18 protein-coding genes and 1 pseudogene are annotated in these 24,691 nt (G+C 54.3%); 6 read left to right on the top strand and 13 right to left on the bottom strand.

Features of this window, described 5'->3' with window-relative positions; translation table 11 throughout:
• Positions 1-211: 211 nt before the first annotated feature.
• Both CKW19_RS01475 and CKW19_RS01480 read right to left on the bottom strand, forming a co-directional pair.
• Positions 212-679, bottom strand: coding sequence for an IclR family transcriptional regulator (locus CKW19_RS01475; protein WP_256580282.1), 468 nt, complete (start codon positions 677-679; stop codon positions 212-214).
• A 376-nt stretch (positions 680-1,055) separates the two neighbouring features.
• A complete protein-coding gene (locus tag CKW19_RS01480) occupies positions 1,056-1,973 on the bottom strand; it encodes a LysR substrate-binding domain-containing protein (protein WP_095056257.1) in 918 nt (305 codons plus the stop codon).
• A 195-nt stretch (positions 1,974-2,168) separates the two neighbouring features.
• Between CKW19_RS01480 and CKW19_RS01485 the strand changes: the two genes are divergently transcribed.
• The 5 genes and pseudogenes from CKW19_RS01485 to CKW19_RS01505 all read left to right on the top strand — a co-directional run.
• Positions 2,169-2,918 (top strand): SDR family NAD(P)-dependent oxidoreductase, encoded by a 750-nt coding sequence (locus CKW19_RS01485; protein WP_090455942.1) that lies wholly within the window; start codon positions 2,169-2,171, stop codon positions 2,916-2,918.
• Positions 2,919-3,018: 100 nt separating this feature from the next.
• A complete protein-coding gene (locus CKW19_RS01490) occupies positions 3,019-4,317 on the top strand; it encodes an MFS transporter (RefSeq protein ID WP_095056223.1) in 1,299 nt (432 codons plus the stop codon).
• A 17-nt stretch (positions 4,318-4,334) separates the two neighbouring features.
• Positions 4,335-5,183 (top strand): transketolase, encoded by an 849-nt coding sequence (locus CKW19_RS01495; protein WP_095056224.1) that lies wholly within the window; start codon positions 4,335-4,337, stop codon positions 5,181-5,183.
• A complete protein-coding gene (locus CKW19_RS01500) occupies positions 5,180-6,202 on the top strand; it encodes a transketolase family protein (RefSeq protein WP_095056225.1) in 1,023 nt (340 codons plus the stop codon). The genes CKW19_RS01495 and CKW19_RS01500 overlap by 4 nt, the downstream gene beginning before the upstream one ends.
• Positions 6,203-6,807: 605 nt before the next feature.
• Positions 6,808-7,293: pseudogene (locus CKW19_RS01505) on the top strand (LysR substrate-binding domain-containing protein); the annotation flags it as partial.
• Positions 7,294-7,422: 129 nt separating this feature from the next.
• Here CKW19_RS01505 and CKW19_RS01510 read toward each other — a convergent pair.
• From CKW19_RS01510 to CKW19_RS01545, 8 genes are all read right to left on the bottom strand, one after another.
• On the bottom strand, positions 7,423-9,549 hold the full coding sequence (locus CKW19_RS01510) for a TonB-dependent siderophore receptor (RefSeq protein WP_095056226.1): 2,127 nt from the start codon (positions 9,547-9,549) through the stop codon (positions 7,423-7,425).
• A gap of 342 nt (positions 9,550-9,891) precedes the next feature.
• Positions 9,892-11,400 carry a tripartite tricarboxylate transporter permease gene (locus CKW19_RS01515; protein WP_095056227.1) on the bottom strand — a complete coding sequence of 503 codons (1,509 nt, stop codon included), beginning with the start codon at positions 11,398-11,400 and terminating at the stop codon, positions 9,892-9,894.
• 23 nt (positions 11,401-11,423) lie between these two features.
• A complete protein-coding gene (locus tag CKW19_RS01520; RefSeq protein ID WP_095056228.1) occupies positions 11,424-11,918 on the bottom strand; it encodes a tripartite tricarboxylate transporter TctB family protein in 495 nt (164 codons plus the stop codon).
• A gap of 1 nt (position 11,919) precedes the next feature.
• Positions 11,920-12,891, bottom strand: coding sequence for a tripartite tricarboxylate transporter substrate binding protein (locus CKW19_RS01525; protein WP_095056229.1), 972 nt, complete (start codon positions 12,889-12,891; stop codon positions 11,920-11,922).
• 130 nt (positions 12,892-13,021) lie between these two features.
• Positions 13,022-13,750, bottom strand: a complete 729-nt coding sequence (locus tag CKW19_RS01530; RefSeq protein WP_095056230.1) for an ABC transporter substrate-binding protein — start codon at positions 13,748-13,750, stop codon at positions 13,022-13,024.
• A gap of 2 nt (positions 13,751-13,752) precedes the next feature.
• Positions 13,753-14,460, bottom strand: coding sequence for a TerC family protein (locus CKW19_RS01535; protein ID WP_095056231.1), 708 nt, complete (start codon positions 14,458-14,460; stop codon positions 13,753-13,755).
• A gap of 116 nt (positions 14,461-14,576) precedes the next feature.
• Positions 14,577-17,348: an aconitate hydratase AcnA gene (acnA, locus tag CKW19_RS01540; RefSeq protein WP_218232037.1), complete on the bottom strand. Its 2,772-nt coding sequence runs from the start codon at positions 17,346-17,348 to the stop codon at positions 14,577-14,579.
• A 176-nt stretch (positions 17,349-17,524) separates the two neighbouring features.
• On the bottom strand, positions 17,525-18,430 hold the full coding sequence (locus CKW19_RS01545; RefSeq protein ID WP_095056232.1) for a GntR family transcriptional regulator: 906 nt from the start codon (positions 18,428-18,430) through the stop codon (positions 17,525-17,527).
• Between the two features lie 168 nt (positions 18,431-18,598).
• On the opposite strand from CKW19_RS01545, the gene prpF reads away from it, so the two are divergent.
• Positions 18,599-19,771, top strand: a complete 1,173-nt coding sequence (gene prpF / locus CKW19_RS01550; protein ID WP_095056233.1) for a 2-methylaconitate cis-trans isomerase PrpF — start codon at positions 18,599-18,601, stop codon at positions 19,769-19,771.
• 103 nt (positions 19,772-19,874) lie between these two features.
• Here prpF and CKW19_RS01555 read toward each other — a convergent pair whose 3' ends face one another.
• The 3 genes from CKW19_RS01555 to CKW19_RS01565 all read right to left on the bottom strand — a co-directional run bounded on the left by CKW19_RS01555 (position 19,875) and on the right by CKW19_RS01565 (position 24,347).
• The gene (locus CKW19_RS01555; RefSeq protein WP_256580283.1) at positions 19,875-20,918 is read right to left on the bottom strand and encodes an AbrB family transcriptional regulator; all 1,044 of its coding nucleotides are present in this window, start codon (positions 20,916-20,918) and stop codon (positions 19,875-19,877) included.
• 283 nt (positions 20,919-21,201) lie between these two features.
• Positions 21,202-22,644: an NADP-dependent succinate-semialdehyde dehydrogenase gene (gene gabD / locus CKW19_RS01560; RefSeq protein ID WP_095056235.1), complete on the bottom strand. Its 1,443-nt coding sequence runs from the start codon at positions 22,642-22,644 to the stop codon at positions 21,202-21,204.
• Positions 22,645-22,703: 59 nt separating this feature from the next.
• Positions 22,704-24,347, bottom strand: coding sequence for an acetolactate synthase large subunit (locus tag CKW19_RS01565; RefSeq protein WP_095056236.1), 1,644 nt, complete (start codon positions 24,345-24,347; stop codon positions 22,704-22,706).
• Positions 24,348-24,691 lie beyond the last annotated feature (344 nt).

Genomic DNA, 24,691 nt, shown 5'->3' on the forward strand with positions numbered 1-24,691 from the left:
CAAGGGGGGGGGCACAAAATATATTTTGTAACAGACCGCCCGGCGCCGCTTTCCTTGCGCTTGAAGATAGGTGGGAAGGAACGTATCTCGAACAGCGTGGCGCAGGTGAGGTTGGAAACAATGTTCGCGGCGCCCTGACGACGATCAACCGGAACGAAGAATTCATCGACATGACACTATCGGTACTTATGACGCCCGACTGAATAGATTTTCAGCTTGTTCGGCCACCCATGGCGCTCAGGATGGCCTTGCCCTGGCCTGTGCAATACATCGGCTTGCTCTGGCCCATGGCAGCGGCGGAGCGGTGAGTATGAGCACCATCACAACGTTCAAGGGAGAGAACTTGATCTCCCTCTCGGATAGCAAGATATGCGGTCTCGCCAGTAAGGTCTCGCAACGATCTCAGTTCGAAGCTAGCGGCGGCTACCAAATCTGGTTCCAACCAAGCACCCCGAACCATCTCCAAATAACGGAAACCCAAACGGTAGCGTTTACTTGTTGGATCGCGCCGAACCATCCCGCGATCGACCAGTAGGCCAAGTAATCTGTAAAGCGTTGAGCGCGGAAGATTTACTCGGGCAGCAAGCAGCTGACTATCGAGCCCCTCAGGTGCTAGCCCGATAGCTTCGAGTAGATCAAAGGCTTTTTCTAATGATGCGGTGCCTTTGCCTGCGTCCATCGGAAACCCCTCATAGTTTCTTAGGAGGAATATCATAATATGGGAGATGATTTTTACATCAAGGCCGGAGTTCGCAGTACCAGTCCCACATTACAGGACAAGGGTACTCAGCCCACCCCGCGCTAATGGTTTAGCTAATCGCGGTTCAACTACGCAATCAGGCTAAGCAGCAGCCAATACGTGAAGAGGCGCGGGAATGCCTCGTCGGCGAGCTGAAGGCGGCACTACGTGAGGCCAGGTCGCGCATAGGCGAAAAGTGCTGAATACACCTTTTGCTGAATGGTGTGGCTCTCTGAGAGATCAACAATTGATGCTCTTTCCACGCTCACTCCAAGACGAAGAAGTATCCCTCTCTAGCGTTCCATCTCGGCACCGCTCAGTACGCGAACTCATGTCCCAACTCACTTTCCATCCACTCCAAAAAGCGCCGTACACGCGGAAAGCCGGAATGCGCCTTTGGGAACACTAAATGGTGAGCGGCCACAGGGGCGCTGAGTGATTCGGGCGCAACTTCGACCAACGTGCCGGACGCCAAGTACTTCTGCGCGAGCAACGTGCTCTCCAATGCGAATCCGAGTCCATGGCTGGCTGCTTCCAATGACATATAGGATCGATCAAAGCTCAATGCGTAGGGTCTTTCCGGGCGAGCCAAACCATGTTGGGCGAACCATTGTGGCCACTTTAGCAATGTGGCTTCAGACAACACCAAATCACAGTCGAGTAGATCCGACGCAACTCGGATAGGTCGTTGCGCAAGCAATTTCGGTGAGGTGAGTACGGCGAACTTTTCATTTTGTACTGTGCGAACCTCATAACTTGGCCAGTTGGGCATGCCATGGCGGATATCCACATCAATCTTGTCCCGGCTGAAGTGGAGTGACTCGTACGAGCATGACAAGTTGAGCTGGATGTCGGGGTGACTTGCACGAAACGCTTCCAATCGCGGCATTAACCAGAGCAGGCCAAAGCTCGGCGATGAGTGCAGCCGCAGACAATCGAGACTGACATCGCTGGCCGCGCGTTCGGTTGCCACTGCAAGGCTATGTAGGATCCCGGAGACTTCTTTCAGGTACTGCTCCCCCACCGGAGTGAGTGAGACACCACGGGCCGCTCGAACGAATAATTGCCTGCCTATCATCCCCTCAAGCTTGGCCAGTTGGTGACTCACAGCTGATGGCGTTAAATCCAATACTTCCGCCGCCCTGGCAACATTCCCGAAGCGCGCCGTTTGCTCGAAGGCCTGAATTGCTCTCAGCGGTGGCAGGATGATTGGTGTATCAGCATCTGTGCGCATGGCACCCCCACTGCATTTTTTACGATTATTGGATTTGTCTTTCATTCAATCACCTGACAACTGCCTTGACGAGTGCTGAATTTTTTTCAGCATCGAATGACATTCGCGTTATTGCTCAGACCATCCCTGGAGAACAAGCTGAGTCATCGGTTCTTGACGGATCGACCCAATAAAAACAATTTGAGGTGCTCCTCCATGCTTCTCCAAGGCAAAGTCGCAATCATCACCGGTGCCGCATCTGCCCGTGGCATTGGCCGCGCTACAGCGACCACTTTCGCGCAACAAGGCGCTCACGTCGTGATCCTTGACCTGGATGAGTCCGCTGCCCGTGATGCCGCTGCTTCCTTAGGCGAAGGTCATCTCGGTCTGGCGGCCAACGTTGCTGACGAATCGCAGGTTCAGCAGGCCGTTGCCAAAATCATCGAGCACTTCGGCCGCATTGACGTCCTCGTCAACAATGCCGGCATTACTCAGCCACTCAAGACCCTGGACATCCGCCCTTCTGACTACGACAAGGTGCTTGACGTCAGTCTGCGCGGCACCCTGCTGATGTCGCAGGCCGTGATTCCGCACATGCGCCAACAATCTTCCGGCAGCATTGTGTGCATGTCTTCCGTTTCTGCTCAGCGGGGCGGCGGCATCTTTGGTGGCCCTCATTACAGTGCGGCCAAAGCCGGAGTGCTGGGCCTGGGCAAAGCCATGGCACGTGAACTGGGGCCGGACAACATTCGCGTCAACTCCATCGCCCCTGGTTTGATTCACACCGACATCACCGGCGGCCTGATGCAGGACGATCGCCGCCACGCGATCATTGACGGCATTCCGTTGGGCCGACTCGGTGCAGCACAGGATGTCGCCAACGCCGCCCTGTTCCTGGCCAGCGACCTATCCTCTTACCTCACAGGCATCACTCTGGATGTGAACGGCGGCATGCTGATTCATTGAGTACACCTGGGCGGGCCTGTGCGGCTCGTGCGGTTCTGGATCGATGACGTAGCCGGGCCTCATGGCCTGGCAGTCAATAAAAACAAGAGATCAGACCATCATGACTACCCTGTCGCTCGAAGCGGTTTCGACCGTGCGTTCCAACGCCTACCGGAAAACAGCCTGGCGTTTGATGCCCTTCCTGATGCTGTGCTACCTGTGCGCTTACCTTGATCGCGTCAACGTTGGCTTTGCCAAGCTGCAGATGATGAACGATCTGGCGCTCAGCGAAACGGTCTACGGGCTTGGCGCTGGCATGTTCTTCATCGGTTACTTCCTGTGCGAAGTGCCCAGCAACATGATCCTGCACAAGGTCGGCGCGCGTGTTTGGATCGCGCGCATCATGATCACCTGGGGCATCGTTTCCGCTCTGTTCGCCTTCGTCGAAACCGCCTGGCAGTTCTACTCCCTTCGCTTTCTTTTAGGCATTGCCGAAGCCGGTCTCGCGCCTGGTCTGTTGCTCTACCTGACCTACTGGTTTCCATCCTATCGTCGCGCACGCATGACCGTGTTGTGGTTCATCGCCATTCCTCTGTCGGGGATGGTGGGTGGCCCCCTCTCCGGCTGGATCATGAATCACTTCGCCGGCATGCATGGCTGGGCAGGCTGGCAATGGATGTTCGTGTTGGAGGCTGTACCCACGGTCGTTGTCGGTCTTCTGGTACTGAGCTACCTCAAAGACGGCGTGCATCAGGCCACCTGGCTCAATGACGAAGAAAAAGCCCTGATCACTCGGGAGTTGGCTGAAGACGATCAGCAGAAAGTCACCCATGCCTCAGTCGGTGAATTCATTCGCGATCGTCGTCTGTGGTTGCTGGCTGCCATCTACTTCTGTGTGGTGATGGGACAGTACGCAATCACCTTCTGGCTGCCCACTCTAGTACGCAATTCAGGCGTTTCCGATCCACTACACATCGGCTTTCTGACCAGCCTGCCTTACCTCTGCGCCATTGCCGCCATGCTGCTGGTTGGACGCAGTGGTGACAAGCATCGCGAGCGCCGCTGGCACCTCATCGTACCGATGATTGCTGGCGCTATCGGCCTTAGCCTAGCGGCGCTAATGGGGGGAAATCCAACCCTGTCGATCCTCAGTCTTTGCCTGGCCGCATCCGGCATTTTGTCTGCGACCTCATTGTTCTGGATGTTACCGACCACGCTGCTTGGGGGCGTTTCTGCCGCCGCCGGCATCGCAGCGGTCAACAGCTTCGCCAACCTCGCAGGGTTCTGCTCGCCTTATCTGATCGGCTGGATCACCACAATCACCGGCTCAAGCGCCATCGGCATGTACCTGATCACTGGTGTGCTGTTCGCGGGGGCCGCTCTGGTACTGCGCATCCCTGCCGCCTTGGTCAATCGTTGAGTTAATGGAGTTTCACCATGACTACTAATCCTTCACTCGCTTCATCTACGACCCTGGTTGAACGCGCGCACAACATTCGCCGCCATGCGCTGCGAATGGGCCAAGTACAGGGACAGGGCTATGTTGGCCAGGCCCTCGGTGCTGCCGACCTGCTGGCAGTCTCCTACTTCCATGCCATGAACCATCGGCCTGCAGATCCTGAATGGGAAGAGCGTGATCGCTTCTATCTCTCCATCGGTCACTACGCCATTGCGCTGTACGCGGCCTTGATCGAAGCCGAAATCATCCCGCTCGACGAGCTGGAAACTTACGGTTCGGATGACAGCCGTCTGCCGATGTCGGGCATGGCCGCCTACACCCCGGGCATGGAAATCACCGGTGGCTCCTTGGGCCAGGGCCTGGGTATCGCGGTCGGTGCCTGCCTGGGCCTCAAGCGCAAGGGCTCGCCCTCCTTCGTTTACAACCTGCTGTCGGACGGCGAGTTGAATGAAGGCTCGACCTGGGAAGCGGTGATGTCGGCCTCGCATTGGAAACTCGACAACTTGATCGCCATCGTCGACGTCAACAACCAACAAGCCGATGGTTACTCCAGTGAAATCCTGTCGTTCGAACCCATCGTCGATCGCTGGCAAGCATTTGGTTGGTTCACTCAGCGCGTCGATGGCAATGACCTTGATGCACTCGTCACCGCCTTCGATGCCGCACGCAATCATCCCGGCGCCCAACCCCGCGTGATCATCTGCGACACCAAAATGGGCAAAGGCGTCCCCTTCCTGGAAACCCGCGAGAAGACGCATTTCATTCGCGTGGAAGAACACGAGTGGGATCTGGCACTGAGCAACCTTGAAGAAGGAAAAGACCAATGAGCAACGCCGCTAACACGCCGACTTCGAATGCCGAGCCGATCAAAAAGCGCCTGACTACCTCGGCGATGATCGCTTCCATTGCCTCCGAAGGCCAAGCCACCAAGTCGGCACCTTTTGGGCATGCATTAGCTGCGCTGGCGGATCAACGCCCGGATATCGTCGGCCTGTCCGCCGACTTGTCCAAGTACACCGACCTGCACATCTTCGCCAAAGCTCATCCGGATCGCTTCTATCAAATGGGCATGGCCGAGCAGTTGCTGATGAGCGCGGCTGCAGGTATGGCCCGGGAAGGTTTCGTGCCCTTCGCTACTACCTATGCCGTGTTTGCCTCCCGTCGCGCCTATGACTTCATCTGCATGGCGATTGCCGAGGAAAACCTCAACGTCAAGATTGTCTGCGGCTTGCCCGGCCTAACCACCGGGTACGGCCCGAGCCACCAGGCCACGGACGACCTGGCGATCTTCCGCGCAATGCCAAACCTCATGATCGTCGATCCGTGCGACGCGCTGGAAATAGAGCAGGCCGTGCCTGCAATCGCCGCTCACCAAGGCCCGGTCTATATGCGCTTGCTACGGGGCAATGTGCCGTTGGTGTTGGATGAGTACGGCTACAAGTTCGAGATCGGTAAAGCTAAGACCCTGCGCACCGGTAATGATGTCCTGATCATCTCTACGGGGCTGATGACCATGCGTTCATTGGAAGCAGCAAAGCAGCTTCAGGCGGACGGGATCGATGTCGCAGTGCTGCACGTGCCAACCATCAAGCCGCTGGATGAACAGACCATTCTGGCCGAAGCCCGCAAGTCCGGACGCTTGGTAGTAACCGCCGAAAACAGCTCAATTATCGGTGGACTCGGCGAGGCTGTTGCCGGGTTACTTCTGCGTAACGGAGTGACGCCTACCTTCCGGCAAATCGCTTTGCCCGACGCATTTCTGGATGCGGGCGCATTGCCGACGCTGCATGACCGGTATGGCATCTCAACACCGGCCGTTTGTGCGCAAATCAAAGCCTGGTTGTAGCGCCATTTTGTTGTAGTCCCTCGTGAAAGGCGCGTCGATTTGAGGCGCCTCCTTACATGAGAAAAAAGGGGCGGGACGTTGAAACCACATGAACTGCTTGATCCAGCGTTCCGAAGCTTTTTGACTCCTGGTGCAGAAGCCTGGACGCTGGATACGCTGCCTGCCATCAGAAAGCGTGTCCATGCGACGTTCAAATCGTCAGGACAAACGCGTTGTGAATCCGTATGGACAACAGCTCACGACAGGGGGCGGTTGCGCAGCCAGTGCTCGTGTTGGATCATCTTTGGCTGGAGAGGCTCCCGAATCCCCAAATCCGCACTCAATTTACGAGGGGACTCCTGGAGAGTCCGCGCTTGGTCGCTACCCTAGGAATAACTACAAAAAAGAGCCCGATTGGGCTCTTTTTGTACTCAAACCAAAATCACTTGGTCAGCCAGGACTCAACGGTTTGAGCGCCATTCAGCGTTCCGACGCGTCAAACTACGAGAGATACCGCCCTGGTTTTCCTAACATCTCGGCGGGGCGTATCGGTTACGGGCCTGATTAAACCCGTCACGCTCGTCGATAAGGCCTTGGCGATTATCAAGGATTGTTTGGGATGCGACGTCAACCTCGTGGATGCGGGCGAGATCGACATGGCGGTAGTACCACCCTTCTCACTTCAAAGCGATCTACGTTGGACGACCTTGGCGCTTGAGTCTTATCGACTGATTGTGCCGCGTGAAATGCCCGGAGAAGATTGGTCGAAACTTCTTTCCAGCCAACCGTTCATTCGGTACGACAGATCATCATTCGGGGGTAGGCAGGTGGATCGCTTCCTTCGGCAGATGCATTTCACACTAAGGGAGGTTTGCGAGCTGGATGAACTGGAGGCCATTATCAAGCTGGTCGAGAATGGTGTCGGTGTAGCTCTAGTGCCGCAGACAGCCCCCCATGAGGAATGGCCCGCAGGTGTACGTGCGCTTGATCTCGGACAGCACACCTTTCATCGTGACATAGGGCTAGTACATCGGTCTCGGCACAGCTTTACCGAACCTGTGCGGATACTGGCCCAACTGATAACTGACCAAGTAAAGGCTGGCTCCGATTAAAACCCGGATGGCAAAAGGGCCCCACAGGGCCCTTTGTACTCAACACAACATTACTTGATCAGCCAAGACTCGACAGTTGCGGAGCCGCGTTGAGCTTTCACAACATGAAATACTCCCCACACAAGCGAATTACAACGTATATGAAATACCGACCTGCACGGTTCTCGGCGCCCCTGGATAGGCGTAAACGTTGCCAAATGCCCCTTCCTCATAGTCTTCGTCAGTCAGATTTTTCACATCTAGATTAAGCCTGATTTTGTCGTTGACCTTGTAGTAGCTCAGTAGATCGACAACGGTGTAGCTGCCCATCGAAAACGCCGTGTTGGCCGTCTGCCCCGCACGCTCATCGACGTACTTGAGGCCCGTCCCTAGACCCAATCCCTTGAGTGCGCCATCCTGAAACTCGTAAACGTTGAGCAGGCTGAAGCTGTTTTGTGGGATGTTCATTAGACGAGTGCCGGACTGGATGACGTTATCCTTGGTCACTTCGGCATCGACATAAGCGTAGCCGCCAATCACTCGCCATTGCGGGGTCAGGTTGCCGGCGATGTTCAGGTCGAAACCTCGGCTGCGCACCTCGCCTGCTGCCACGCTGAAGGTCGAGTCCACAGGATCGGTGGTGAGCACATTGCGCTTTTCAATCTGGTAGATCGCCGCCTCGACACTCAACTGATTGTCCAGTGCATCCCACTTGACGCCGAGCTCATACGACTTGCCCTTTTCCGGGTCAAACCCTCCGCCCTGGCGACTGGCACCGGTATTGGGTTTGAACGAGCGAGCCGTATTGGCGTAGAGCGCCACGGTGTCGGTCAGGTTATAGGTCAACCCTACACGCGGTGTCACGGCATTGTCGCTGGCCTCCCAGCTTCTACTGCCTGGCACAAAGGTTTCGTAGTCCTGCTCGAAGCGCTCGAAACGCGCGCCGGCCAATAGTTTCAAACGCTCGGTCAATGCCACCTGATCCTGGACGAAAGCGGCATAGGTCTTGAGGTTTTCTTTGTCGTTGGTCGGAGTTCGAGTCAAAGCTGGCCGAGGTTGACCATACACCGGGTCGAAGATGTCAATCGGATAGGCACTCACCGCGCCACTGGAACGCTGAATGATCGACTTGTAGTCGTAATCCTCGTACTCGACACCGGTCAACAACGTGTGATCGAAACCGCCTGCGGTGAAATGTCCGGTGAGGTTGAGCTGGGTGTCCTTGTCCGTCCACTCCAGCTTGCGGTAATTGAAGTTGCGGCCCAGGGTGCGTCCATCGGACGCGACACCATTGGCCTCAACGGCATTGCCTTTAAGGGTGCCATCGAGCCATTGAAAACCACCGCCCAACGTCCAGTTATCGCTCAGCACATGCTCGAACCGCAGCTGCGCCATGTTGTTGTCGTTGTGCAATTTGCCAACGTCTTTTTCGCCGAAGAAGGTATCGCGGGACGCGGTGCGGATCTGATTCGGATAGCGCGTCACGCCGCGATCGAGCGGGTGATTGTTGCGCATGAAGTCGCCTTCGAAAATCACCTTGGTGTCGTCGTTAACCTGCCAGGCTAGTACCGGCGTTACTCCGTAGCGTTCGGTTTCGACATGATCGCGGAAAGTATCACCGCCCTCACCAACGACGTTCAGGCGATAGGCGAGGCGCCCTTCTTCATCAAGCGGGCCGGAAGCATCCAGGGTGCCTCGTTGCATACCCTGGTCGTCGAGTTGGCTGCCCAGCGTGACCGTAGGTACGGCCAGAGGTTGTTTGGAGATGACATTGAATGTGCCTCCAGGATCGCCTCGGCCATACAGCATGGTCGCTGGCCCTCGCAGCACTTCGAGCCGCTCGATGGTGTTCGCATCCGGCATGTTCGGATAGCCACGGTTGATTGGGAAGCCGTTGCGATAAAACTCGCCTGTGGTAAACCCTCGCACCGTGAACGTGGTCAGGCCTTGACCGCCGAAGTTGTTGGCTCGCCCCACCCCGCCGGCATAATCGAGCGCATCCTGCAATCGAGTGGCACTGATGTCCTCCACGACATCCTTGCTCACCACGCTGATTGACTGCGGCGTTTCATGGATCGACGTATCGGTGCGGGTCGCACTGGCTGAACGGGTTGCGCGATAGCCGTCCACTGGCCCCAGGGCAGTTTCAAAGTCGGATGTGCCGACGATGTCGGTCGCTTGCAACTCCAAACTGGATTTATCGGTTGCCGCTTGCTCCGCCCAGGAGGAAACGGAAATCGCCTGAAGCACACAGATCGAAACCAGAGTACGACGCATCGAGGAAACCTTGAGAAAATAGCCAAATGGAATGGCATACGTGCCAACAAATCGCGGCGCATGGTATACCACATCGCCAGCGTTTGATACGTATTCGCATTTGTATTTTCTGAACGTTACCTTCGGTTATGCAAACCGCTGTTCGAGTAATCCTGAAATGCATCGGTTGAAGAAACAGTGGCGCACAAAAAAGGGCCCTCTCGAGCTCTTTTGTACTCAAGCCAAGATCACTTGGTCAGCCAAGAACTTCATAAACAACCCTCATGGCATGAGGGAGTTTCCAGAAATAGTCGGCTACGTTCTGTAAAAGCAGGCCGCCTTTCGGCAGCCCCAAACTTGTGCTTAATCGTCTTCCTGTAGCCTGATTCCTCGAGAATGAAGCACGTAAGGAACGAGCAGTACAAATAGCGTAAGCACGAGAACAGCTGCAGAAATCGGCTGTGTGATAAATATCGTCCAATCCCCCTGACTGATGGACAGTGCATTCCGAAGTTGTTTTTCCGCCATTGGGCCCAGCAGCATGCCTACGATGACAGGAGCTATAGGAAAATCGAACCGTCGCATCAAAACCCCAATCCAGCCGATCAATAACATCAGCATCAGATCGAATGAAGAGTGGCGCATGCCATACACACCGATGGTGGCAAAGACAAGGATCCCAGCGTTCAAATACGGACGAGGGATCTGAAGCAATTTCACCCACAGGCCGACCAGGGGAAGGTTCAAAACGAGCAGTATCAGGTTACCAATATACAGAGAGGCGATGAGCGTCCAGACCAGGTCTCCCGAGGTCTGAAATAGCATTGGGCCAGGCTGTAAGTTGTAGTTCTGAAAAGCTGCCAACAAAATCGCCGCCGTAGCCGAGGTAGGAATGCCTAGCGTCAGCAATGGAACCAAGGAACCAGTAGCGCTCGCATTGTTTGCAGCCTCAGGGCCTGCGACCCCTTCGATTGCACCCTTGCCTTTACTGGCTGCAAATTCTTCGGGGTACTTGCTCAGTTTCCTTTCTGCAGAGTATGAGAGAAAAGTTGGAATCTCAGCACCGCCGGCAGGGATGGAACCGAAAGGGAAGCCGATCATGGTTCCTCGAATCCAGGCAGGAATAGATCGCTTCCAGTCAGAACGCGTCATCCATAACGACGTCATACGATGCCGACCAGCGTCCTCCTCTTTTTGATAAAGAAGACTGTATAACGCCTCTCCCACAGCAAACAAACCAACAGCCACCAGCACCACTTCAATGCCATCGACCATCTCCGGCACACTCATGGTGTATCGCGCAATCCCCGAAGTGGAATCCAACCCAATTAACCCGATGGTCAGTCCAATACCTAGTGATGCGAATCCTCGCAGCATTGAGGCACCTAGCACCGCTGATACAGTAGTGAAGGACAACACCAGAATCGCAAAATACTCGGCAGGGCCAAATTTCAGCGCCAGTGTCGCGACTATTGGCGCAAAAAGGGTCAGCAGTAACGTTGCGATTGTGCCAGCGACAAAAGACCCTATAGCCGCCGTCGCCAACGCAGGGCCCGCGCGTCCATTGCGGGCCATGAGATTGCCTTCCAACGCCGTAACCATGGAGGATGACTCGCCCGGCGTATTGAGCAGAATCGAAGTAGTAGATCCTCCGAATTGAGCGCCGTAGTAGATACCCCCAAACATGATTAAGGCACCCGTAGGGTCGACCTTCGCTGTAATTGGCAGCAGTAATGCCACGGTCAATGCAGGGCCGATACCTGGCAGCACTCCGATGGCAGTACCGAGTAGGCAGCCAATAAAGCCCCACACCAAATTGATTGGATCAAACGCGGATGCAAAGCCTGATGCCAAGCTTAAGAGAATTTCCACCTCATAATCTCCTTCTGCCTAAGTCAAATCCAGGCGTTGATTAGGGGCGGAAGGGAAACCCCTAGCCCAGCATTGAAAAGCCAATAAATCGGCAGCGTTAGAGCGATTCCGATAGCGAGATCTCGAACCGGACGTCCGCTACCAAATCCCCGAGCAGAACAAACGAAAAGAAGAGCAGCAGCCAATACAAATCCGATGATGTTGATGAGCAAGGCGATCGACACCAATCCTCCGGTCACCCAAGCCGCACCAGCTTTGCCGCCTGACAGCGCTTGTCTTGTTTTATCGCTACCGCCGGGCAGCTCTTGAAAGCCACCAAAAGCCGCCTGGCGACAAAGCAGTAATCCAACGCTTCCAAGAAACAACGAAACGGCATAGGGGTAGACATAAGCGCTCAGGATCACAAAGCCTCGCTCAGGAGGAAATCGAAAGGCACCGACGGCCAATATCAAACAGATTGCAATTAGACCTGCTCCGATTGCCAGCTGAGCCGGCGATACTTGTCTTGACCAGGCCATATCAAAGCAGCCCAACAGTAACCAACATGGCACGAAGACGAGTATGTTCATCATCGACAAACTTGCCGAACTCATCGCCAGTCAGGACGCTAGGTGTCCATGCATTCGCTTTGACATTGTCTTGCCAGACGCTGCTATCAACCGAGGTTAAAACCGCGTCGGTTACTTCTTTACGCTGCTCTGGACTCAGGTTCGCCGCGCCATATACTCCACGCCAGTTACCGATGATCACGTCGTAGCCTTTTTCTTTTAACGTTGGAGCATCGATACCGGCAACGCGCTCTGGAGCACCAACGGCGAGCAGACGGAACTGCTTGGACTGAACGTATTTGGCGAGCTCCGCGTAGCCGCCAGTAATCACCGTGATGTGACCACCTAACGTCGCGGCAACGACTTCGCCGCCACCTGCGTAGGCAACGTAATTCACTTTGTTGATCGGAATGTCCATTTTGCCTGCCAACTCAGCGATGCCTATGTGGTCAATCGACCCCTTGGAACCACCACCCCATTTAATGTTGGATGGATTGGCTTTGAAGTCCTTCAGCAAGTCTTCGAGAGTTTTGTAAGGCGACTCCGCACGAACTGCGAAGACGTTGTACTCCGTGAACAGACGGGCGATGGGGGTCACATCTTTCATGGTGATCTGAGGCTTGTTCTGCTCTTCCGCAGTGACCATGATCGCTCCAACCACGAGCAGTGCATTTGGATCACCTTTGGTGCTGTTGGCAAATTGCGCAAGCCCCAAAGTGCCCCCGGCCCCACCCTTATTTTCGAAGGAGATGGACTTCGCCGCGCTGGATTCTATTAAGGCTTTACCCAAGATCCGACCTGTCTGGTCGTACCCGCCTCCAACTGAACCTGGAGCCATGAATTTCACGGTATCCAAGGCCATAGCGGAGGTTGTGAGCGTTGCAGCAGCAATGGCTGCAAGAAGCGTCATAGAGCGACTGTAACGACGGATTGGATTGCACATGCTGTTTCTCCCGATACTATTGTTTTTGTTGGTGCCGGTTGAATTTCGTCCAGGGAGTGACCCCTGCTTTAACAACAGAAAGCTTTTTTACAATCGTTTACTTGAGGATATTTTACTTGGCCAAAAGCTATCAATGAGGTGGTACGTGCACTTCTCCTTGGCCGCTTTTCGATAACGACTCCGCAACAAATCCACTCCCTATGTGGCGCTGAATAAAATCCTGCACATATGCCGCTGCATGCGTTCTTTCAATAGGGATTGCCATGGCTTGCCGGATTTGCGTGAAGCTATCGGGCAGCACTCGCACTTCATCATTCTGAAGGGCGAATTGCTCAAGTGGTTGCCTCACACCGGCAGCTGCATCAAGACGTTCGGCAAGAAAAATATCAACGGCGCCTGCAGAGGTAGGAGCGCGAACGAGTGTGGCATTGCTCAAGGTGCGGGACAGATAAAGGTCGTAAGCAGCACCTTTTCCAACGCCAATAGTGACGCCAGATTTATCTAGATCAGCTACTTCCTGAAACCCACTGTCGGTTTTGACTAAATAGGTTCCTTCGATGATGACGTAGGGTTTTGAAAAGGCAATTTTTTCGGCCCTTACAGGTTCGATGGCAAGGAAAGCAAGATCCCATTCACCCACCTCAAGTGCTTCAAACACCTTACCCGCTGCATCATATGCATGAAGCTTTGCGGGCACGTCCAACTCCGATGCGAACGCTCTGGCTAAATCGACGGAGACGCCTTTCAACTCACCATCGCCATCTCTCTGTGCCAGCACTGGATTGCCCAGGTTTATTGCTACGCGGAGATGGCCCAAGGGCGCCAGGGTGTTTTTAACATCCGACATATCGAAAGACATATTCATTCGTTCCTCTCGCAATTTGGTATTTGCTGGGGCGTAGCCTCTCGAACACGCGCGATGATTTTCCCAACAAGCAAAATCATCAGCGCGCCAGCCAAGCCGGCAACATAGCGCGACCATTCTGGAAGTGCGGGTAGGCTGATATCAGTGACAGCCATGCTGCCCGCAATCCATCCGAGCAAAGCTGCACCTAGCGTTATCACTACAGGGAACCGATCCATGAAATGCAACACAAGTTTGCTGCCCCAAATAATGATTGGGATGCTTATTACGATGCCGAAAATAACCAACTCAAGGCTGCCACCAGAGGCACCTGCCACGGCAACGACGTTGTCCAAACTCATCACCGCATCGGCGACAATGATTGTTTTGATCGCGCCGAAAAGCTGAGGGCTTGCGGTCAAATTGTCGTGGGCATCCTCTTGTTCTGGAATGAGCAATTTGACGCCGACCCACAACAATAGAGCTGCGCCAACAAGTTTAAGGTAGGGCAATTCGAGAAGCTGCAAGGCGAAAAATATCATCGCAATCCGCAGCAAAATCGCACCCATTGCGCCGCCCAAAATGGCTCGATTGCGCTGTGCCTCCGGCAATTTCCGACATGCCAACGCGATGACTACTGCGTTGTCACCGCCCAGTAGAATATCTATCGCGATGATTTGTAGAATCGATACCCAGATACCAGGTGTATTCAAAAGCTCAATCAAGACATTCTCCTTGATTCAACGGTTGAGTTTTCTAGGATCGCCAAAGTGAACTTGGCCCAATGCTTTTTCACGCCTAGTGGTGACGGGTGAAGATGAATCCCACCTGCTTCATTTACTCAAGCGTTGATCGCGCAACTCTCGCGCTCTTGATCGTTAGAGGAAGGCTCCAGCAGGCTCGACAATACGTAAGGGAGAATGCCGCCATTAGCGAAGTAGGTAGCTTCGATAGCCGTATCGATGCGCGCTAACAGAGTGACATCCTGCTGACTGCCATCCTTTCGATGGATTCGCAGGGTCACGTCCTGGGTTGGCTGGACGCCAGACTCCACGCCCAATATGTCGAAAAACTCTGTGCCATTTAGTCTGAGCGAAGCCGCATCCTCTCCATTTTTGAATTGCAAAGGCAAAACACCTAAGCCTGCCAAATTACTGCGGTGTATACGCTCGAAGCTTTTCGCAATTACAGCTCGTACACCTAGAAGTCGCGTGCCTTTCGCAGCCCAATCACGACTCGAACCCGTACCGTATTCTTCACCGGCGAAAATGAGGACAGGAGTTGCGTTTGCCAAATATGTCCGGGAGGCATCAAACAACGACGCTCTTTCCCCCGTCGGTTGCAACACGGTATAGGGGCCTTCATCAGCGGATCCGTCAGCACGTGTCGGTAGCATCAGATTCTTCAATCGGACGTTGGCAAATGTTCCGCGCACCATCACTTCGAAATGCCCACGACGAGCACCGTAAGTGTTGAAGTCCTTCGGATCTACGCCATGCTCGGTAAGCCATTGACCAGCACTAGAATCAGCAGCAATAGAACCTGCTGGGCTGATGTGATCAGTGGTGATGGAGTCACCCAAAATTGCTAACGCGCGGGCGGCAATGATCGGGCGAGCGGCTTGCTCAGTGTCGAAAAAATCAGGTTCCGCTGCGTAGGTGGACTCTGGCCAATCGTACACCTCACCCTCCGTGGTCTTGATGGCATTCCATAGATCGTGGTCACGCGTCAGGTCTGCATAGAGACTCTTGTAGAGCTCTGCATTGGCCGCTTTGACGCTCAACGCTTTGATTTCGTCGTTGGTAGGCCAGATATCGGCAAGCAGGATCGGCTGTCCATTAGCGTCGTGGCCTAGAGGCTCAGTGGTCAAATCACAACGTGTGGTTCCTGCCAAGGCAAACGCGACAACGAGTGGTGGACTGGCGAGAAAGTTTGCACGCAAATTCCCGTGAATCCGAGCTTCGAAATTGCGATTGCCAGACAACACAGCGCTGCATACCAAATCCTGGCCTACGACGACTTTTTCCAGCGCAGAATCAAGTGGGCCAATGTTGCCGACACACGCACCACAGCCATAGGCTGCAATATCGAATCCCAGCTGACTCAGTGGCTCGATCAGACCTGCATCTTGCAGGTACGCCGTTACTACGCGGGAGCCTGGTGTGAACAGCGTCTTGACCCATGGCTTGGCAACGAGTCCTTTCTGAACAGCCTTCTGGGCCAAGAGGCCAGCTGCAATTAGCAACTCAGGGTTCGAGGTATTAGTGCAAGATGTAATCGCAGCAACCAAGACATGGCCATGCCCGACCTCATAGTCTTGAGCAGGGCCAGGGGCACCCGCAGGCAACGCGTGAACGGTGTAGTGTTCTTCCAGTTGCGCTGGCGATTTGGCGTAGCCGCCACTTTTGGCATCCTGCAGCATCACCTCATCAAATCGACGTCCCAAAGCCACCAGATCGACACGATCCTGTGGACGCTTTGGGCCCGAAACACTGGGAACTATGCGATCAAGATCAACAGTAATGACCGATGAGTAGTCAATACTGCCCGGCGCAGGTGAACCAAACAGTTCTTGTACCTCGAAGTATTTACGGATCAGCTCTACCTGCTGAGCACTACGTCCCGTCTGCGTGTAGTAATCGAGAGTTTGTTCGTCAACCGGAAAGAAACCGCTGGTGGCACCATATTCTGGCGCCATGTTTGCTATGGTTGCGCGGTCAGTAGCGCTGAGGGAGCTAGCACCCTCACCAAAAAATTCGACTAATTTACCGACCACTTTCGCCGCACGCAGCGTTTGAGTGATCTGCAGAACTGCGTCGGTTGCGGTAACGCCTGCACGCAGCGCGCCTTTGAGTTCGACACCGATCACATCGGGCATCAGCATGTATACCGGCTGACCGAGCATGCCCGCTTCAGCCTCGATGCCACCAACGCCCCAACCGAGCACGCCTATACCATTAATCATGGTGGTATGGCTGTCTGTTCCTACAAGGGTGTCCGGATAGACCACGCCATTTTTTTCGATTACGCCCTGAGCCAAATATTCAAGGTTGATTTGATGGCAAATACCTATGCCCGGCGGAATAACTTTGAAAGTCTCAAATGCCTGCATGCCCCACTTCATCAGCTCATAGCGCTCTCTGTTGCGCTTGAATTCAACCTCCATGTTCTGCCGTAGCGCATTGGGAACGTTGGAAAACTCGGTTTGCACCGAGTGATCCACCACCAAATGAACAGGTACCAATGGCTCAATAGCCTTGGGATTCGCGCCACGTTTTTTCGCCTGACTGCGCATAGCAGCCAGGTCGGTCAGTAAAGGAATGCCGGTGAAGTCTTGAAGTAATACACGACCCACCACAAACGGAATCTCACGCTCACGGCTTTCCTGCGGCTGCCATGAGGCCAGGTCGTCAACATGGGAAGCCAAAACCTTGGTGCCGTCGCAATTGCGCAGCACAGACTCCAACAGTATTCGTATCACTACAGGTAATCGAACCAACTGCGGATACCCTTCTGCCTGTAGAGCAGCCAGAGAATGGTAACGGTGCTCTCGCCCATCGGACGTCTCAAAGGTTTGCAGACGCATAATCGCAGGAAAGGTTGAGTCGGTCATCAGGCTTCTCTCAGGCTCTAATTGTTTATTTTTATTAAGAAACACAATTAGAGTAGAGCTGATATATTGATTTTGTCAACGCAGAAACGCAATTAAGGACGAAAGGCGCAAAAAAGGCCGCGAAAGGCGGCCTCTGAGCTTTGATGAGATGGTGCTGAGCTCAACTTCAGTAGGTTTTAGGTTGGCTCTCGATCGAAGACGGCCGAGACAGCTTTTTTACGCCAAGCGCCTTCAATGTGCTGGCGCATGAAGCTCGCAGCCCCCAGATTGTCGCCCTTCTCGATAGCTTCAAGAATCGATAAATGTTCCTGTGCTAGCGCCTGGCGCGGAAGGTCATGTTTGGTCTGCCGATACTCAGCCAATCGACGAACCTGATCAAGACGTCGCAACGTTTGCAAAGCGAATCGGTTGCCAGACCATTCGGCAATCGTTTCATGAAATTTTGCATTGGATTCAAAACGCTCGATGGCGCTCATGGTCAAATAACCACCTTCCAGGATCGCCTGCTGCTCCTTTCGCAGGGCATACAATTGATCCATGTCAGGCTTGAATTTAGCGCTCAGAATACCCGCCGGTTCAATGGCCAGACGTAGCGAGTACATGTCTTCATACGCTTCCAAAGAATCAATCATCGGCAAAAAGCGCCACCCATAACCAACCTCTTTCTCCACCCATCCTTCGCTCTGCGCGCGTGCGAGAACTTTACCGATTTCACTCCGTGAAGCACCCAATTCACGGGTTAAATCTGCCTCGGTGACCGACTCCGGCACAGTACCGTGGAATCTCGCATTGGCGAGTTTCAAATAAAGCGGATCATCTGTCTCAGTTAAATGAGATAGAACCTCCGGAGTCAGGCTGTCGACGTCGCCGTGGATGTGGAAGCCCCGATTTTTGTCATACCGCATCAAACCGGCTGTCACCAGGCACTCGAGAGCCACCTTGATCGGTGAGCGCGAGGTACCAATTAGCTTAGCAAGCGTCCATTCCGGCAAGTGGGTACCTACGGGCAACCGCTCTCTACGGACGTAATTGATGATTTCCCGCAGCGCCTTGCGCTGACTGTTGGTCAAATCCTGAGTCATGTCTGTTGGCTTGGCTGATCTAAAGGCATTGGGAGTAGCAAATATACACGGTGAGCCAGCGCTGTGGTGAAAAGCGCAAATTCATCCGACAATCGAGATGGCGGAATTATTGTGTTTTATAACATAAAAACGCAATATAGGATTTCACGACCCAACCGGAGCTTCCCTATGCCACAAGTAGCCTATCCAGCCGTATTTATGCGAGGCGGCACCAGTAAAGGCGTTTTCTTTCGAACTGATTGGCTGCCCTCTGATGTCATCGAGCGCGACCGCATCCTGTTAAGGGTCATTGGCAGTCCAGATCCTTATGGTCAACAAATTGATGGCATGGGTGGCGCTACCTCGAGCACGAGCAAAGTGGTGCTGATCAATCGCTCCGACCGGGAGGATTGCGATGTCGATTACCGATTTGGCCAAGTTGCGATTGATCAGCCTGTCATCGATTGGTCGGGCAACTGCGGAAACCTCACTTCCGCCGTCGGCTTATTTGCGATTGCGGAAGGCTTGGTGGATGCACCTACCGACGGCATAGCTGTAGTTAAAATTTGGCAGGCCAACATCAACTCAAAAATCATTGCCCACGTGCCAATGAGAGATGGGCAGGTCGTTGAGGAAGGTGACTTCGAGCTGGACGGCGTAACGTTCCCTTCTGCAGAAATCAAAATCGAATTCCTTGATCCAGGCGCGGGCGAAGACGAAGAGGGAGGCCGCATGTTCCCAACGGGCAACCCTATCGATACCCTCTCAGTTCCGGGAGTCGGCGATGTAGAAATGACCATGATCAACGCAGGTAACCCTGCGATTTTCATTCGGGCGAGTGTGTTGGGATTGCACGGAAACGAGCTGCAGAAAGATGTAAACGGTGACCCTGAATTGCTGGCAAAGGCCGAAGCAATTCGAGCTCATGCAGCAGTCCGAATGGGGCTTGCTGCGACTGCTGCAGAAGCGACCCTGAAACGCCCGCATACACCAAAGCTTTCCTTTGTCGCGGAACCATCTGCCTATACAGCGGTGAACGGCAAACAAATTGATCCATCTACTTTAGATCTGAACGCGCGGATCTTCTCCATGGGCAAGCTGCATCATGCCATGACAGGCACTGGAGCAGTGGCGATCGCGGTCGCCTCTATCATTCCAGGAACCGTGTTGAATCGACTGAATCCAGATTCGATTGGCAGACAGATTCATTTTGGCCACCCATCAGGAAGTCTTGCTGTTGGCGCCGAAGCTATAGAGCAAGACGGTGTTTGGACGGTATCGAAAGCCGTGATGAGTCGATCTGCTCGCCGGCTGATGATCGGGCATGTACTGGTTCCTTCGGACATAGTTTCGGCGTCCTAAAATCCGTGATGCGCGAACCACTAATAGCGACTGAACTCGCTATTAGTGGCGCGTTTTACCATCAATGGCTAAATGAACTGTTCGCCCCAGAACGGCGACACCTTCACTGTGTTTTCGCCTTGTCCTTTCGTTGCCAGTAGCGAAAAAGAGGTTCGGCCAAGAACAACACCAGTACCAACCGAAGGGTTTGCATCGCCGTCACCAGCGGTACGGACAGCTGCAAAGTTTCCGCCGTCAAGCTCATCTCCGCGATGCCTCCAGGCATCATGCCCAACGTCAAGGAACGAAAATCGAGCCACGTAAGCCATCCAAGTCCTGCGGCGGCGGCTCCCGCTATGATTATCATCAAGCAGGTAGATAAAAAGCTGCGCGCTAAAAAACCTGGCGCATCTCTAAAGAAAGATCTCTCGAAGAAGCATCCAAGACTGCTCCCGATCATCAACTGTCCAAACTGACTGGCTCCCGTCGGTAAAGCCAAATGCAAATCAAACCAGACGCTCGCGCAAGCGCTTACAAATATAGAGCCGAACATCCATGGATTTGGCTGTCGCATATATTGCAGCAGCCAACCTGCGACCCCGCTCAAGGGAAACAACACCAATAACCAGTAATAGCTAACTTCCGAATGGGAAGCCACGGCCACCCCTTCGCCCATGAAGAATTTGAAAGCAGCGGGAACGGTCAATACGACGATCACTACACGCAAGCTTTGAGCTGCCGCCACTTGGCTTAGCAGCGCACCGTTGCGCTGCCCCAGATTCACCATCTCCGCAGCCCCTCCGGGCATGGAAGAAAAGAATGCGGTCGCTCTGTCGTGCCCACTGGAACGCATTAACCAAACAGCAATGACACTCACCATGGTGGTAATTAGTGCGCCGGCAACTATAGGGATGGAATAGTTTAGGATTTGCTCGATGACTGCCGCATTGAAATGCAGCCCGATACCCAACCCCACCACCCACTGGCCAGCCTTACGCCCACCAGGTAGAGGGGCGATCTGCCAAGGGGCACAGCACTTAACCAGTATCACAGCGACAAGCGAGCCCACCATCCATGGCAAGGGCCAGTGCACGTAACTCGCAAGAACCCCTCCAATGATCCCTATAAGCGGGGTCGTCACAAATCTCGACCAATGGATTTCTGCCACGAGTATCCTCTTCACGAACATTGAGCGCGCATCCATCCGTGCCCCGATAATCTCTCGAATTGCTGAGACCGGTAGACGAAGAGGAGCGATGCATTGTCCAAGTCGCTACCTAGATGCCTATAAACAAAAGGGATATGAACTCTCAAAGCATCTGGTAGCGGAATGCGGGGTAAAAGCGAAGTGCTACCACCCCACAGGTGTGGCTGAAGAACGGGGATATTCAACGTCACACATTCGGATGCAAGCGCTAGAAGAGTCCAGATTTGTTAACCCTAGGACGCAGCTAGATCCCCAAGCAGAGATATTTGATTTCCAGATAATCTTCGATGCCGTACTTGGAACCTTCACGGCCCAGGCCCGAGCTCTTGATGCCACCGAACGGAGCGACTTCGTTGGAGATCAGCCCGGTGTTGACGCCGACCATACCGTATTCCAGGGCTTCAGCCACTCGGAACACACGACCCAGGTCACGAGCATAGAAGTACGAGGCCAGACCGAACTCGGTGTCGTTGGACATCGCGATCACGTCAGCTTCGTCTTTGAAGCGGAACAGTGGAGCCAGTGGGCCGAAGGTTTCTTCCTTGGCCACGGCCGCGTTGTTCGGCACGTTGGTCAGGATGGTCGGCTCGAAGAAGTTGCCTTCCATCGATTTGCCGCCGGACAGTACGGTGGCGCCTTTGGCAACGGCGTCGGCAATGTGTTCTTGCACCTTGGCCACAGCTTTTTCGTCGATCAGCGGGCCAGTGGTGGTGCCCTCCTCCAGACCGTTGCCGATCTTCAGCTTGGCCACAGCCACTTTCAGCTTCTCGGCGAACGCGTCGTAGACCGAATCCTGGATGTACAGACGGTTGGCGCAAACGCAGGTCTGGCCGTTGTTGCGGTACTTGGAAATGATCGCGCCTTCGACGGCCTTATCCAGGTCGGCGTCGTCAAACACGATAAACGGCGCGTTGCCGCCCAGTTCCAGGGACACTTTCTTGATGTCCTTGGCGCATTCCGACATCAGTTGACGACCGATTTCGGTCGAACCGGTGAAGGACAGCTTGCGCACGATCGGGTTGCTGGTCAGCTCGGTGCCGATGTCGCCAGCGCTGCCGGTGACCACGCTGAACACGCCAGCCGGGATGCCGGCACGCTGGGCCAGTTCAGCCAGGGCGAAAGCCGAGAACGGAGTCTGCGATGCAGGCTTGAGCACCATGGTGCAACCGGCGGCCAGGGCCGGGCCGGCTTTACGGGTGATCATGGCAGCCGGGAAGTTCCACGGCGTGATTGCAGCGGTCACGCCGATTGGCTGCTTGATCACGATCAGGCGCTTGTCTGGCTGGTGGCCCGGAATTACGTCACCGTAGATGCGCTTGGCTTCTTCGGCGAACCACTCGATGAAGGAAGCCGCGTAAACGATTTCGCCCTTGGCTTCGGCCAATGGCTTGCCCTGCTCCAGGGTCATCAGGCGAGCGAGGTCGTCCTGGTGCTCGATCATCAGCTCGTACCAAAGACGCAGCTTGTTCGCACGTTCTTTGGCAGTCAGTGCACGCCAGGCCGGCAGCGCTTTGTCAGCGGCTTCGATGGCACGGCGGGTTTCGGCAGCGCCCATTTTCGGCACGGTGCCCAGAGTTTCGCCCGTTGCCGGGTTATTGACCTTGATCGTCTGACCATTGTCCGCATCAACCCAAGCACCATCGATGAAGGCTTGCTGGCGGAAAAGGTTCGAATCATTGAATTGCATGGAGCAGCTCCTGTACTCACTCATAAAAGTACGGCGGGCATTGGGTTGCCCGCCATTCATCAAATGGCAGCGCTACGCTCGCGCAACTCCGTGTTCAGGATGCGGTCGTTTTCGCTGTAATCGACCGGGCAATCAATCACGTGTACGCCCGGCGTTTTAATGCAGTGCTCCAGCAGCGGTAGGAAGCCTTCCGCACTCTCAACGCGATGGCCCTTGGCGCCATAAGCCTCTGCGTACTTAACGAAGTCCGGGTTGCCATAGTCCAGGCCGAAGTCGGTGAAGCCCATGTTGGCCTGTTTCCAGCGGATCATGCCGTAGCCATCGTCGCGCAGGATTACAACAATCAAGTTCATATTCAGGCGAACTGCTGTCTCCAACTCCTGGCTGTTCATCATGAATCCACCGTCCCCGCATACCGAAATCACCGGGCGATCTGGATACACCAAGTGTGCGGCCATAGCCGATGGTAATCCCGCCCCCATAGTCGCCAATGCATTATCCAAGAGGACGGTATTGGGCTTATGAGCCTTGTAATTGCGGGCAAACCAGATTTTGTAGATGCCATTATCCAAAGCAACGATGCCTTCGGACGGCAACACGCGTCGAATGTCCGCTACCAAACGCTGGGGATAGACCGGGAATCGGTCGTCGTCTGCACCTTCAATGATCTGGGCTTCGTTTGCTTCTCGAATGGCCATCAAGCGAGTGAAATCCCAATGGCTGGTGTCGTTCAGGGCTTCTCCGATCTGCCAGACGGCATTGGCGATGTCACCAATCACTTCAATCTGTGGGAAGTACACGGCATCAACTTCAGCGGAGCGGAAGTTGATGTGGATGACTTCGGTGCCGCCACGAACCATGAAGAAAGGCGGCTTCTCGATCACATCGTGGCCGATATTGACGATGAGATCGGCAGCCTCGATGGCGCGGTGAACAAAGTCTCCCGACGACAATGCGGCGTTGCCGAGGAAACGAGGGTGGCGTTCATCAACCACGCCTTTGCCCATCTGGGTGGTGATAAATGGGATGCCGGTATTGTCGATCAGTTGCTTCAAAACCTTTGCAGTCATCTTGCGGTTGGCACCAGCGCCAATGACCAGGATTGGGCTGCGCGCTTTCTGCAGCTTCTCGACAGCTGCCTCGACAGCTTTGTGCTCCGCCAATGGACGACGATGCAAACTCGGAGGGATCGGCATGCTATCGGTTTGCTCAGCGGCGATATCCTCCGGAAGTTCCAAATGGACGGCTCCGGGTTTCTCTTCTTCCGCTAGACGAAACGCTTCACGCATCCGTGCAGGGATATTGTCTGCCGAGGCGAATTGGTGCGTGTACTTGGTGATAGGAGCCATCATGCCGCAGACGTCGATGATCTGAAAACGGCCTTGCTTGGACTTTTTGATCGGCTTTTGGCCAGTAATCATCAGCATTGGCATGCCGCCCAGATAGGCGTACGCGCTGGCAGTCACCAAATTCGTTGCACCTGGCCCAAGAGTCGACAGACTGACACCGGTTTTGCCCGTGAGACGACCATAAGTAGCGGCCATGAAGCCGGCAGATTGTTCATGGCGCGTCAGCACCAACTTGATCTGCGACTTGCGAAGGGACTCTAGCAGGTCAAGGTTTTCCTCACCGGGAATACCAAAGACGAATTCCACACCTTCGTTTTCTAGACATTGCACAACTACGTCAGCGGCCTTGGCCATCTTGCTTATTACCTCTGGTTGCGGAGAGCGGGATTGGAATCCCTAGGAACGTAATGATGATGCTTGATCGGATAATCGGTGACGTATCGACGCTCACCAGAAAGTTAGCTAGTTGATAAATGCATGATCAGGCGAAAAAAATGGTGGTATCCACAAGCCAACCTCTGCCTTATGAATACCACCATTAAAACTTTTCAATCGTTGAGCCAGCTTTTACTAGGGATGGTCTGAAGTAGTCACGCTTTTCTGGCTGACTTCAGCCTCCGCTGATTTTGAAAACGGCGAATCGACCAAAACGATCAGATCATCCGCTTATTTCTGAGCTTTTAGCCGCCGCGAGCACC

The sequence above is a fragment of the Pseudomonas sp. Irchel s3f7 genome (assembly GCF_900187615.1).
In the GTDB taxonomy this organism is placed as follows: Bacteria; Pseudomonadota; Gammaproteobacteria; order Pseudomonadales; family Pseudomonadaceae; genus Aquipseudomonas.